Raw genomic sequence first — 12,005 nt, 5'->3', positions numbered from 1 at the left:
AGCATGATGAACATTGGATGATGAGTAAGATTTGTAAAAACAGTTTTGCAGCAGTGATAAGTATAATTTTTGTGGCAGTTTTCCTGGTCAACTTGGGACTATCACGAAAATACAATTTGATTATGATTGTTTTAACCGGTGGCGGAAAACTTGTAGATTTATTGGGAGCATCGAAGGAGACTCTTTTTAATAAACGGGAGCTTTATAGATTAGTTACTAACGGATATTTGCATCCAACTGTATGGCATCTGGCAGCCAATGTTTATGCACTATGGTATGTGGGTTTATATATTGAGAAAAAATTGAGTAAGCCATTCATTTGTCTTATATATCATGTCGGACTATTTGTTTCGGGAGCAGTTTTTTTGTTGATATTTCCGAATGGATACATGTATGGCGCATCTCCGGCTATATTTTGTTTTCTTGGATTGATGGCTATGTGGTTTATCAGGGATAGTTCGTTACTGCATGAATATAAGGAATTATGTGGGAATCGTTACCTGCTATTCTATATGATTCTATCTAATTTCCTTGGGTTAGGAACATTTGTTGTTCATTTAACAGGATTTTGTGTGGGATTATTATTGGGATTTGTTGTAAAGAAAAAGAGAAATGCGTAATTTCAAGTTTAAAGGGGATAAACAATGACAGAAGAACAATGTTCAGAGAATCATTTGGCTATTACAGATCTGTTTACGAATTATTCTCAGAAAGGATATGCGTTAGGCAGGGTGATTGGCGATATTTTTCCGGTATCCGGCGGCCTAATGCACAAAATGTTTAAGGTTCAGACTGATAAGGGAACCTATGCGGTAAAGTGCCTGAATCCGGAAATTATGAAGAGGCCGGGAGTCTTTGATAATTATGGAAGGGCGGAAGCTTTGGAAGCTATCCTTGAGGACAATGACATTCCGATAGTTCCGGCTTTATCTTTTAAAGGCAAAAAGATGCTGAAAGCAGATGGTAGATATTTTTACATCTTTAAATGGCAGGAAGGCCAAATAACAGACTGGAACAATATTTCAGAAGAGCAGTGTAATAAAGCTGGGGAGATACTTGGAAAAATACATGCTATTGATCCGAAAAATGATGAGGAATCTGATCCAGAACTTTCAGAAATAGATTTTAGAAGATATTTGAAAAAGGCTAAAGAAAAAGAATGCAGCATCGCATCTTGCCTTGAGCTTTCACTACAATTGGCAGAATCAGGTATCTGTACTCCATAGAGAAGGATATCTGTGCGGTGCTAGGTGAACTTCCTGCGCCAGAGAAAGGAATGGTATGAAGGAACTATTATACAAATTTGTCAGGAAATCGCGGGAGATTTTACAAGATAATTTGACAGGCATTTATTTACACGGTTCAGCCGTGATGGGATGTTTTAACCCTGAAAAGAGTGATCTGGACCTGATTGTGGTCGTGAATGAACCTGTGCAGGATGACGTAAAGCGAAGATTCATGGATATGGTCGTGGAAGTTAATGAGGAAGGTCCTGCTAAGGGCATTGAGATGAGCATTGTAACGAAAAATGTGTGCAAGCCCTTTGTTTATCCTACGCCCTTTGAACTTCATTTTTCAGAAATGCACAAAGGATGGTATAGGGACAATCCGAAAGATTATATCCTGAAGATGAAGGGATCAGACAAGGACTTAGCGGCTCATTTTACTATAATCAGTAAACGAGGTAAGTGCCTGCTCGGACTACCTATAGAAGACGTTTTTGAACCTGTTCCTAAGGCTGATTATCTGGACTCGATATGGGAAGATATAGCTGAAGCACAGGAGGACATCATAGATAGCACGATGTACACTACTCTTAATCTAGCAAGAGTGTTGGCATACAGGAAAGAAGAACTGATTCTCTCCAAAAAGGAAGGCGGGGAATGGGCTCTTGATAACGTTCCCGAAGAGTATCATACACTTATTAGAGCGGCTATGTGTGAATATGCTGATGCCGCGAAAACCGCTTACGATCATGCTCTCGCAAAGCGATATGCGGAATATATGTTACGTGAAATACAGAACTGAAAAAAGTAGTTCGTTTCAGAGAGAAGACACAATTCTAAGGGAATAACCGGAGTGGAGAAAGGAGACCGGAGATGGAATTCAGAAAAGTATTTGATACTATACCTGAGCAGTTTGATAAGTACCGTCCAAGGTATAGCCAGGAACTGTTTGATTATTTGATAAGCTATGCAGAGATTGGCCCAGGGAAGTCAGTTCTGGAGCTTGGCCCCGGAACCGGTCAGGCGACGGAACCTGTTTTGAAGACAGGATGTGACTATCATGCCATAGAACTCGGTGAACATCTTTATCAGAAGATGAAAGAGAAGTTTGGACAGTATGAGAATTTCCATATCGTAAATGATGACTTCATTACCCATGATTTCACAGATGAAAAATATGATCTCATATACTCTGCAGCAACTATCCAATGGATTCCGGAGCAGATAGCTTTTTCAAAAACTTTTGATCTGTTAAAGCCCGGCGGAATCCTGGCAATGATGCTTACAAAATCTGATTACAAGACCTCAAATGAAGAACTGTATAGCAATATTCAAAAGGTTTACGATGAGTATTTCAAACCGGAAACGGAGTATACACATGGTTCGTTTCGCTGCGAGAATGCGGTGAATTACGGCTATGCGAATTTTGAAAAGCGAGAGTTTTATGGACAGCGCGTGTTTACAGCAGACGAATATGTAGCCTTTTGCGGAACTCACTGCGACCACATAGTGCTTCCGGAGCCCTACAAGACAAAATTTTATGAAGGAATAAGGAGCGCGGTTATTGAAGCCGGAAATAGGGTTGTTTTTGATGACACATATGTTTTATATATGACAAGGAAACGTTATAATATTTAACAGGGAAAAATAGATATTATATGTCAGGAGGTTTCTTTATGGGCAAGGCAAAGGTTTATTTCACGGATTTTAGAACAAAACTGGATCAGAGCCAGGGCGTAAAGCTTCAAAAACTGATCCGAAAGGCAGGAATCGGTGATATTGATTTTGAAGGAAAATTTGTTGCAATCAAGATGCATTTCGGAGAGCTTGGCAACTTTTCATATTTAAGACCAAACTATGTGAAGGCGGTTGCAGATGTCATCAAGGAACTTGGAGGTAAGCCGTTCCTGACAGACTGTAATACACTGTATCCCGGAAGCCGCAAGAACGCGGTTGATCATCTGTACAATGCAGAGGTCAACGGCTTTAACAGTGTGACAACCGGATGCTATGTTATCATCGCAGACGGCCTCAAGGGCACTGATGAAGCTACAGTTCCGGTGCCGAACGGAGAGTACTGCAAGGAAGCATATATCGGAAGAGCTCTTTACGATGCGGATATTATTATCTCGCTTTCGCACTTCAAGGGTCATGAGATGACAGGCTTTGGCGGAGCTATCAAGAACATCGGTATGGGCGGCGGGAGCCGCGCAGGAAAAATGGTTCAGCATAACGATGGCAAGCCTATAGTGCATCCCGACCTTTGCAGAAGCTGTAAGCAGTGCGCTAAGGAATGCGGTTCTGATGCAATCTCATATGAAACCGGCAAAGCCGTAATAAATCAGGACCTTTGTAAAGGCTGCGGACGCTGCATTGGTGCCTGCGCTTTTGATGCCATATCGAATCAGAGTGGAACGGCTCTTGAATCCCTATGTTCGAAGATGGCTGAATACACGGCAGCTATCTGCAACGGAAAGCCCTGCTTCCACATCTCGCTTATCATGGATGTTTCGCCAAACTGCGATTGCCATGGTGAAAATGATGCGCCGATTCTTCCCAATATCGGAATGCTGGCATCCTACGATCCGGTGGCGCTTGACCAGGCCTGCGCTGATCTTTGCCAGCAGGCAGAGCCTATAAGAAACAGCCAGCTTGGCGATCACCTTGCACAGGAGGGATGGCATCATCACCACGATCACTTCCTTGATTCCAATCCCAATGTTAAGTGGAAAGAGACGCTTGAGCATGGAGAAAAGATTGGACTTGGTACAAGAGAGTACGAGTTGATAAGAGTTTAAGCAGATCGTTCACTGGGGGAAACATGAGCAAAATTACAGAAGAGATAAGAGAAGAACTCTTTAAATTGCAGGACGAAAAATATCGCGATTTTCAGGTAAAACTGATTCCCGGAAAGGACACCGAAGTAATGATCGGTGTCCGGACACCGGACTTAAGGAAGTATGCGAAGCAGCTTTCTAAAAAAGAGGACATAGCGGATTTTTTGACTGACCTTCCTCACAAATATTTTGACGAGGATCAGATACATGCCTTCGTGATATCCGAGATAAAGGATTATGGAAAATGTATAGAGGAGGTGGAAAGATTTCTTCCCTATGTTGATAACTGGGCAACCTGTGATCAGATGTCACCAAAGGTCTTTAAGAAAAATAAGACAGAGCTTCTTTCTTACATAAAAAAATGGATTTCTTCAGACAAAACCTACACCATAAGATTCGGGACCGGTATGCTCATGCAACATTTCCTGGATGACGATTTTGATATATCATATCCGGAAATGGTAGCTAAAATCAGGTCTGACGAGTACTACGTCAATATGATGACCGCATGGTATTTTGCAACAGCCCTTGCGAAACAGTATGATGCGATACTTCCGTTTATAGAAGATAAACGTCTCGAGCCCTGGACTCACAATAAAGCAATACAGAAATCGGTCGAAAGCTATCGGATTACACCTGAGCAGAAGGAATACCTGAAAAGCTTGAAAATCCGGACAAAATAGCATTTGAAAATAAAACTCTTGACAATATAGATTGCGTGCAATATAATAGCGTTAAATTAAGACGATGATTTATTGCTATCAACGCAACAGTTTTTATTTATGGAGGTTTATACCATGGGATTTTATGATTTTTCAGTAACTAACGCACAGGGCGAAGAGATTTCAATGGAGAACTTTAAGGGGAAAGTTGTTCTTGTTGTAAACACAGCTACCGGATGCGGTTTTACACCTCACTACAAGGATATCGAGGATATGTATGAGAAGTTCCACGATCAGGGCTTTGAAGTTGTAGATGTTCCCTGCAATCAGTTTGCAGGCCAGACACCCGGAACAGACGATGAGATTCACGAGTTCTGCCAGCTTCATTACAACACAAAGTTCCCTCAGATGAAGAAGTCTGATGTCAACGGAGAGAATCAGCTTCCGCTCTTTAAGTATCTCAAGGAGCAGAAGGGTTTTGAAGGCTTTGGCAAAGGCCCCGCAGCACTTGCAATGGGCGTAATGCTTAAGAAGATTGATAAGGATTACAAGAACAATCCTGACATCAAATGGAACTTCACAAAGTTCGTAGTAGACAGAAACGGTGAGGTTGTTGCACGCTTCGAGCCCACTGAGAAGATGGAAAACGTCGCAGCATGCGTTGAGAAGCTCATTTAATAGTACGACCCCTTTTTGCAATATGGGAGGAGAAGGTGACTATGAAGTATAGGAAAAACCGAAATGGGGAAGAAATCTCAGCTCTCGGATTCGGATGCATGCGTTTTCAGAAAAATGCAACCGGCGGTATCGACATGCAAAAGGCGAACGATCAGATAATGAGAGCCTTTGAGCAGGGTGTTAACTACTATGATACTGCCTATATCTATTCCGGAAGTGAAGCAGCTATAGGTGAGATTTTTGAGAAAAATAATATCAGGGATAAAATCAATATAGCGACAAAGCTGCCGCAATATCTTATAGCCAGTAGGGAAGCTATAGATAAATATTTCAAAGAGCAGCTTTCCAGGCTTCGTACGAATTATATCGACTATTATTTAATGCACATGCTCACTGATATTGAAGCTTGGGAGAAACTAAAGAGGCTGGGAATTGAGGACTGGATTGCCGAAAAGAAGGCTTCGGGTGAGATAAGAAACATCGGTTTCTCATTCCATGGCAATTCCGATATGTTCATAGAAATCTTAAATGCCTATGACTGGGACTTCTGCCAGATTCAGTACAACTACCTTGATGAGGTATCACAGGCGGGAAGAAAGGGCATTGAGGCAGCAGGAGAGAAGGAAATTCCGGTTATCATCATGGAACCTCTTCGCGGAGGAAAACTGGTTAATCTCCTTCCCGAGAAAGCCAAGAGACTCATCGCCGAAGATGAAAAACACAGAACCGCGCCGGAACTGGCATTCAGGTGGCTTTGGGATCAGCCTCAGGTAACCTGTATCCTTTCCGGAATGAACAGCCTTGAAATGGTTGATGAAAACTGCCGCGTGGCATCGGATGCGGAAGTGGGCGATTTTACCGAAAAGGATTTTGCTCTTATCGAACAGATAAAGAACAGTATCAATGAGTCAATGAAGGTTGGCTGCACGGGCTGCGGCTACTGTATGCCCTGCCCCAGAGGAGTGGACATTCCCACTGCTTTCAGATGCTATAACACGATGTACACCGAAAATAAGAATTCCGGTAGATGGGAGTATATGCAGACCATAGGATTGCAGAAGAAGCCGGCGCTTCCCACTCAGTGCATCGGCTGTGGAAAATGTGAGAGTCACTGTCCTCAGCACATACACATAATAGAGGAGCTTAAGAACGCCGACAAAGCGCTTAGACCGCTTCCTTACAAGATTGCGATATGGGCTGCAAGTAAGTTTCTTTACAGAAAATAATTATTGTTTTTTTATTTCAAGTTAATTCTTTTATCATTCCGCATAGGCTACAATTTAAATGGCGGTATGGGTTTTGAAATGCCATACTTAGCGTTTTTTATGAGGGGGTAGCGGATGACTGAAGTTAAGAAAAGAACAAGAAGTAAAGCTGTAAAGATTAAAGACGGAGGTATTCCCCAGGGAGTACCGGCCGGATTTTTCATATACAATGCCGAGGATCCGGGGAAAATAGTTTTCGCGGATGAAAATATAGTAAAGCTCTACGAATGCGATTCGCTGGACGATTTCATGAATCTTACCGGCGGGTGTTTTAGTGGAATGGTCTATTCTGAGGACTACGGAGCAACCCAGGGAGCCATAAGCAAGCAGACCGTTTTTGGTGCCATGCGACACGATTACGTGCGTTATCGAATACAGACCAAGAGCGGAAAACTCAGATATGTAGAGGATTTTGGTCACCTTGTCCACGCTGAGGGCGGGGTGAGCTATTACTATGTCTACATAGTGGATATAGATCAGAACGAATATTACAACAATAATAAGAACAGCTACGCCGAGTCACAGGTTCTTGAGATGAATCAGGAGATGGATTCTCTTACCGGCATGTGGAATCAGGCGCACTTCTATCAGGTTGTTCAGGAAAAAATGACGGATATGGAAATCAGAAGACAGGGAATAACCGTCATTTATTTCGATCTTAATCATTTCAAGCTTTTTAATGAAAAATACGGATTCCAGAAGGGTGACGAGCTCTTGTACGATATTGCAAGACTTCTGTGGCACTCTTTTTTGGAGCGCATGGTTGCGAGATTTTCCGAGGATCATTTCGTGGTATGTACCTTTTCAAGAGATGTTGAATCAACGGTACTTAAGATTCACGATGATGTGGCCAAACTTGTTCCGGGTGCAAAGCTTGAGATAAAGGCAGGCATCTATAAGGTTGAACAGGACTGCAACGATATCGGCCTTGCCTGTGACCATGCAAGGCTTGCGTGCAAGAATATCAAGAAAAGATATGACATACCATATGCTTTTTATAACGAGGATATTCATTCCAAGCTTCAGATGCAGCAGTTTGTCCTCGATAATATCGATGATGCTGTGGAGAATGAGAATATCAAGGTGTTCTATCAGCCTGTGATTCGTACCAGAACCGGAGAAATCTGCGGTTATGAGGCTCTTGCAAGATGGAAAGATCCCGAGAAGGGATTGATTTCGCCGGGAGGCTTTATTGAAATTCTCGAGGAACACAGACAGATTCATAAGCTTGATATGTTTATGGTAAAAAAGGTCTGCGAGGACTATGCCGACCTCAGGGACAGAGGCGAGATGATTGTTCCTGTTTCCATAAACCTTTCAAGGCTTGATTTCAACCTCTGCAATGTCATTGATGAGATTGAAAAATACAGAAATGACGTAAAAATGCCGGTAAATATGCTGGATATTGAAGTTACCGAGAGTGCCCTCATGGAGGATGATGCGCTTATAAAAAGAGAAATCGATCACTTCAGGGAGCTTGGCTATCAGGTGTGGATTGATGATTTCGGAAGCGGCTATTCTTCCCTGACCACGATTCTTGACTACAAGTTTGATACGCTAAAACTTGACCTTGCCTTCTTAAGGCAGTATGACAGGAACCCAAAGGCCGGAACCGTACTAGGCTTTATTATCCAGGCCGCACACAGCCTCGGGCATGTCACTTTGACAGAGGGCGTGGAGACAGAAGAACACTTTGAGTTTTTAAAAACAATCGGTTGTGATAAGGCGCAGGGCTATCATTTCGGAAAACCGCAGCCCATGGAAGAAAGCAGAAAACATACGACTTTCCAGGGAATGACATGGGAAAAATGCAGATAAAATGCTGATTTTATATTCATTTTTTCAAAATATATGGTAAACTACTTAACAATAACGCCTTCCCCTAGGGGGAAGGCACAATAGTACGAGGAGGATGAAAAAATGTACGTTACCTGTTTGGATTTGGAAGGTGTTTTGGTTCCTGAGATATGGATTGCTTTTGCTGAAGCATCAGGAATTCCCGAACTTAAGAGAACCACAAGAGACGAACCTGATTACGACAAGCTCATGAAGTGGAGAATCGGAATTCTTAAAGAGCACGGACTTGGACTTAAGGAGATTCAGGACACTATTGCTACAATCGATCCCCTGCCGGGTGCAAAAGAGTTTCTTGATGAACTCAGATCTATAACACAGGTTATTATTCTTAGCGATACATTCACACAGTTTGCAACACCTCTTATGAAAAAACTGGGATGGCCTACAATTTTCTGCAACAGTCTTGAAGTTGCGGATAACGGCGAAATCACGAATTATAAGATGCGCTGCGAAAAGGGTAAACTCACAACTGTCAAGGCTCTTCAGAGCATAGGATTCGAAACTATCGCAAGCGGAGACAGCTTTAACGACCTTGGAATGATCGAGGCCAGCAAGGCAGGCTTCCTTTTCAGAACAACAGATCAGATTAAGAAGGATTATCCTCAGTTCCCTGCATTCGAGACCTACGACGAACTGCTCGGAGCAATTAAGGAACAACTCAAGGCTTAATGAAAAGAAATTATAAATTTACACTCAGCTATGACGGAACCAGGTTCTTTGGCTGGGAGAGACAACCAAATAAAGATATGACCATCCAGGGCAAGCTCGAAGCAGTGCTTACCAGAATGGTGGGACTCCCGGAGGGAGAATCAGTTCAGGTAATAGGTGCCGGACGAACAGATGCCGGAGTTCATGCCAGGGCTATGACGGCTAATGCTATGCTTGATACGGATCTTACGGAAGAGGAGATTCAGAACTATATGAATCAGTATCTTCCGGAGGATATCAGCATCAATGATGTCAGAGCTTGCGCTGAGAGGTTTCACAGCAGATATAACGCCCTGGGGAAGACTTACAGATACACCTGTTATTTTGGTAATTCCAAGCCGGTATTCGACAGGAAGTATGTCACTGTTCTTGAGAACAAACCAGATGTGGAGCTTATGAAAAAAGCGGCCGAATATATAATCGGAACGCATGATTTTAAGAGCTTTTGCGGGAATACCAAGATGAAAAAGTCCACGGTAAGATGCATAGACAATATCAAAATCGAGGAGAGCGGCCCTCAGATAAGGTTGTATTTCCATGGAAACGGCTTTTTACAAAACATGGTCAGAATAATGACAGGAACTCTTCTTGAGGTTGGCTATGGCAACATAAAACCTGAGGAGATGAAGGATATCATAGAAGCCTGCGACAGACAAAAAGCAGGCCCCACGGCACCGCCGCAGGGCTTATGTCTCATGAAGGTTGATTATTGAGATAGGACGCCCGCCAATTTACATATCACTGGCTACTGAATATGTAATGAGATAATTATCATACTCGGGGTGGAGCTGACCGAGTTCCTGGGTGTTGGAACTGCCGCTTCTTAAGGAGTAAGCGCTGTCACCGAGATTCACGTGATCGAAGGCAACAGGGGAACCATCCTTGAAAAATATGGTTCTTACATTTACAAGACTGGTATCCTCGGAGGAGTAGTTTGTACCGGTTACTTCAAGCACACCTTCCTGTGATTCCACATCAACATTGACAGAGTCATATTTGCAATCTTCTGTGATGCCGGTCATAAGAGTATAGGAATAGCTTGCAACGTCCTTTAATTCTGAGTTTTTGAACTGTCCATAGAGAATAAAGGATTGGCCGTTTTTGATTGCCGAAGCACTGTCGTATACGGTTTTTATCGGATTTCCGTTTCCTCCGACAGCAAAGAATTTTGCAACTACCGACAGATCTTTTCCGGATTTGTTTGTTGCTATCACAACATATTCACTGTGCAGATTATCGGAGTCCATGATAAGATACTCGCCGTTGATCTGCAGACCGTCTGTCAAACCCTGTCCGCTGGCTGCCGTAATTGTAAATGAAGAATTTGCGAAAATGCTGATAAAAACAGCGATTGTGATAATAATTCCGTAGATTTTCCTCATACCCCTTTTCCTCCTGTTTCTTTGGTGTAATTAGAATAGCAAACGATAATAAATCCACCATAAAGGAAATCTAAAAAATCTATATACTGGGGGCTTTTCGGCTTACAAAATTTTTGCCTTATCTTTAGTACTTTTTTCCACTTGACAACAGAAACACAGGACAGGACTTAAGGCATGAAATCTAAGTGCATTTTTCTCTTTTTGTACCCTTTAAAATATGATATAATCTTGTTTGGCTATGTAGGTAGCATGGGAGGCTGTGGAAGAAGTTTTTTTGCGTGGCCCGGCTGCCTTTTAGACATAACAGCAAGTTGGAAATGTGGTAATTATTATGGCAACAAATACGGGGGGTCACGGACAGAGCACGGATCGTTCCCGGAGAATCCGTTTTTTAAGAAGACTGATTCTCGTATCCATTGCAGCTTCATGCCTCATTCCCACCGGTTTTTGCATTTTCCTTGTGATCAAAAATATTCGTACCAATAAGATGCTTGATAAGGCGAAATCTGAACTTAGCTGGTACGAGGAGCATTTCGGGGAGGAGACGCTTGCCGGCGGAGATCCTGATAATCCTGACGCAGATGCTTCTGAAGATGAGACAGCAGATATAGCAGTACAGGAGACGGATGAGACAGAGGATGACACTCCGGCGGTTGATCCTGAGATCAGTAGCGGAGTTGCCGGTGAGGATGTTAAGTCCACAGAGGATGAATCATCCGATGAGGCGCCGGATGGAGAGCAGGAGGAATGGGACGGCATAAGAAGAGTTTATATAACCTTTGATGACGGGCCCAGTTCATCAACAAATCAGATACTTGATATTCTTGACAGCTATGGGGTTAAGGCGACGTTTTTTGTAACCGGTAAGGAGGGTGAAGAGAACGAGAAGCTTTACAGGCGCATAGCAGCGGGCGGTCATACACTGGGGATGCATTCATACAGCCATAAATACAGTGAGTTGTACGAATCACTCGAAAGCTTTTCGGCTGATTTACATAAACTGCAAACATATTTATATGAGATAACAGGTGTCTGGTCAGAGTATTACAGATTCCCCGGAGGAAGCTCCAATACCGTGAGCAGGGCTCCGATGGATCAATTGATAAATTATCTTGACCTTGAGCACATTACATATTTTGACTGGAATGTGGCCAGCAGTGATGACAGCGGCATCAATAAAGATGTGATAGTTGCCAACGTTATGACCGGGGTGCCTAAATTCCATGAAGCGATAATACTGCTTCATGATGCGGCGGATAAGCCCGCGACAGTGGAGGCGCTGCCTGAAATTATCGAACAGGTTCAGGCGCTTGATAACACAGTGATAGTTCCGATAACAGATGATACGTTACCGGTTCAACATATCAGCAATTCTCAGTAAGGAACGGAG

General features: G+C 42.9%; 13 protein-coding genes. 12 read left to right on the top strand and 1 reads right to left on the bottom strand.

The window, feature by feature from the left end; all coding sequences use genetic code 11:
- The first annotated feature begins 17 nt into the window (after positions 1-17).
- The 11 genes from BMW61_RS09470 (at position 18) to truA (ending at position 9,946) form a co-directional block, all read left to right on the top strand.
- Positions 18-620 carry a rhomboid family intramembrane serine protease gene (locus BMW61_RS09470; protein WP_091821296.1) on the top strand — a complete coding sequence of 201 codons (603 nt, stop codon included), beginning with the start codon at positions 18-20 and terminating at the stop codon, positions 618-620.
- 24 nt (positions 621-644) lie between these two features.
- Complete coding sequence (locus tag BMW61_RS09465) at positions 645-1,226, top strand: phosphotransferase (protein WP_091821293.1); 582 nt, start codon at positions 645-647, stop codon at positions 1,224-1,226.
- Between the two features lie 55 nt (positions 1,227-1,281).
- Positions 1,282-2,028 (top strand): aminoglycoside adenylyltransferase domain-containing protein, encoded by a 747-nt coding sequence (locus BMW61_RS09460; protein WP_091821290.1) that lies wholly within the window; start codon positions 1,282-1,284, stop codon positions 2,026-2,028.
- A gap of 71 nt (positions 2,029-2,099) precedes the next feature.
- Positions 2,100-2,864, top strand: coding sequence for a class I SAM-dependent methyltransferase (locus tag BMW61_RS09455; protein WP_022763072.1), 765 nt, complete (start codon positions 2,100-2,102; stop codon positions 2,862-2,864).
- A 38-nt stretch (positions 2,865-2,902) separates the two neighbouring features.
- Positions 2,903-4,024: a DUF362 domain-containing protein gene (locus BMW61_RS09450; protein WP_091821287.1), complete on the top strand. Its 1,122-nt coding sequence runs from the start codon at positions 2,903-2,905 to the stop codon at positions 4,022-4,024.
- Between the two features lie 23 nt (positions 4,025-4,047).
- Positions 4,048-4,746 carry a DNA alkylation repair protein gene (locus tag BMW61_RS09445; protein ID WP_091821284.1) on the top strand — a complete coding sequence of 233 codons (699 nt, stop codon included), beginning with the start codon at positions 4,048-4,050 and terminating at the stop codon, positions 4,744-4,746.
- A 114-nt stretch (positions 4,747-4,860) separates the two neighbouring features.
- On the top strand, positions 4,861-5,403 hold the full coding sequence (locus BMW61_RS09440) for a glutathione peroxidase (RefSeq protein WP_022763075.1): 543 nt from the start codon (positions 4,861-4,863) through the stop codon (positions 5,401-5,403).
- 41 nt (positions 5,404-5,444) lie between these two features.
- Positions 5,445-6,629 carry an aldo/keto reductase gene (locus tag BMW61_RS09435; protein WP_091821281.1) on the top strand — a complete coding sequence of 395 codons (1,185 nt, stop codon included), beginning with the start codon at positions 5,445-5,447 and terminating at the stop codon, positions 6,627-6,629.
- 114 nt (positions 6,630-6,743) lie between these two features.
- Positions 6,744-8,486 (top strand): putative bifunctional diguanylate cyclase/phosphodiesterase, encoded by a 1,743-nt coding sequence (locus tag BMW61_RS09430; RefSeq protein ID WP_091821278.1) that lies wholly within the window; start codon positions 6,744-6,746, stop codon positions 8,484-8,486.
- A gap of 102 nt (positions 8,487-8,588) precedes the next feature.
- Entirely contained in the window at positions 8,589-9,194 is a 606-nt protein-coding gene (gene thrH, locus BMW61_RS09425; RefSeq protein ID WP_026498081.1) for a bifunctional phosphoserine phosphatase/homoserine phosphotransferase ThrH, read from the top strand.
- Positions 9,194-9,946, top strand: a complete 753-nt coding sequence (gene truA / locus BMW61_RS09420; protein ID WP_091821275.1) for a tRNA pseudouridine(38-40) synthase TruA — start codon at positions 9,194-9,196, stop codon at positions 9,944-9,946. The genes thrH and truA overlap by 1 nt, the downstream gene beginning before the upstream one ends.
- Positions 9,947-9,964: 18 nt before the next feature.
- Here the strand turns inward: truA and BMW61_RS09415 are convergent, their stop codons facing one another.
- Positions 9,965-10,615 (bottom strand): hypothetical protein, encoded by a 651-nt coding sequence (locus tag BMW61_RS09415; protein WP_091821272.1) that lies wholly within the window; start codon positions 10,613-10,615, stop codon positions 9,965-9,967.
- Between the two features lie 331 nt (positions 10,616-10,946).
- On the opposite strand from BMW61_RS09415, the gene BMW61_RS09410 reads away from it, so the two are divergent.
- Entirely contained in the window at positions 10,947-11,996 is a 1,050-nt protein-coding gene (locus BMW61_RS09410) for a polysaccharide deacetylase family protein (RefSeq protein WP_091821270.1), read from the top strand.
- Positions 11,997-12,005 lie beyond the last annotated feature (9 nt).

Origin of the sequence: Butyrivibrio sp. ob235, from assembly GCF_900109475.1 — a bacterium.
Classification (GTDB): Bacteria; Bacillota; Clostridia; order Lachnospirales; family Lachnospiraceae; genus Butyrivibrio.
The sequence above is the reverse complement of the archived record's forward strand: the minus strand, read 5'-3'. Positions and strand labels throughout refer to the sequence as shown.

Coding starts and splice junctions, on each gene's coding strand:
- BMW61_RS09470 (WP_091821296.1), top strand. CDS start 18: ATGATGAGTAAGATTTGTAAAAACAGTTTTGCAGCAGTGATAAGTATA.
- BMW61_RS09465 (WP_091821293.1), top strand. CDS start 645: ATGACAGAAGAACAATGTTCAGAGAATCATTTGGCTATTACAGATCTG.
- BMW61_RS09460 (WP_091821290.1), top strand. CDS start 1,282: ATGAAGGAACTATTATACAAATTTGTCAGGAAATCGCGGGAGATTTTA.
- BMW61_RS09455 (WP_022763072.1), top strand. CDS start 2,100: ATGGAATTCAGAAAAGTATTTGATACTATACCTGAGCAGTTTGATAAG.
- BMW61_RS09450 (WP_091821287.1), top strand. CDS start 2,903: ATGGGCAAGGCAAAGGTTTATTTCACGGATTTTAGAACAAAACTGGAT.
- BMW61_RS09445 (WP_091821284.1), top strand. CDS start 4,048: ATGAGCAAAATTACAGAAGAGATAAGAGAAGAACTCTTTAAATTGCAG.
- BMW61_RS09440 (WP_022763075.1), top strand. CDS start 4,861: ATGGGATTTTATGATTTTTCAGTAACTAACGCACAGGGCGAAGAGATT.
- BMW61_RS09435 (WP_091821281.1), top strand. CDS start 5,445: ATGAAGTATAGGAAAAACCGAAATGGGGAAGAAATCTCAGCTCTCGGA.
- BMW61_RS09430 (WP_091821278.1), top strand. CDS start 6,744: ATGACTGAAGTTAAGAAAAGAACAAGAAGTAAAGCTGTAAAGATTAAA.
- thrH (WP_026498081.1), top strand. CDS start 8,589: ATGTACGTTACCTGTTTGGATTTGGAAGGTGTTTTGGTTCCTGAGATA.
- truA (WP_091821275.1), top strand. CDS start 9,194: ATGAAAAGAAATTATAAATTTACACTCAGCTATGACGGAACCAGGTTC.
- BMW61_RS09415 (WP_091821272.1), bottom strand. CDS start 10,615: ATGAGGAAAATCTACGGAATTATTATCACAATCGCTGTTTTTATCAGC.
- BMW61_RS09410 (WP_091821270.1), top strand. CDS start 10,947: ATGGCAACAAATACGGGGGGTCACGGACAGAGCACGGATCGTTCCCGG.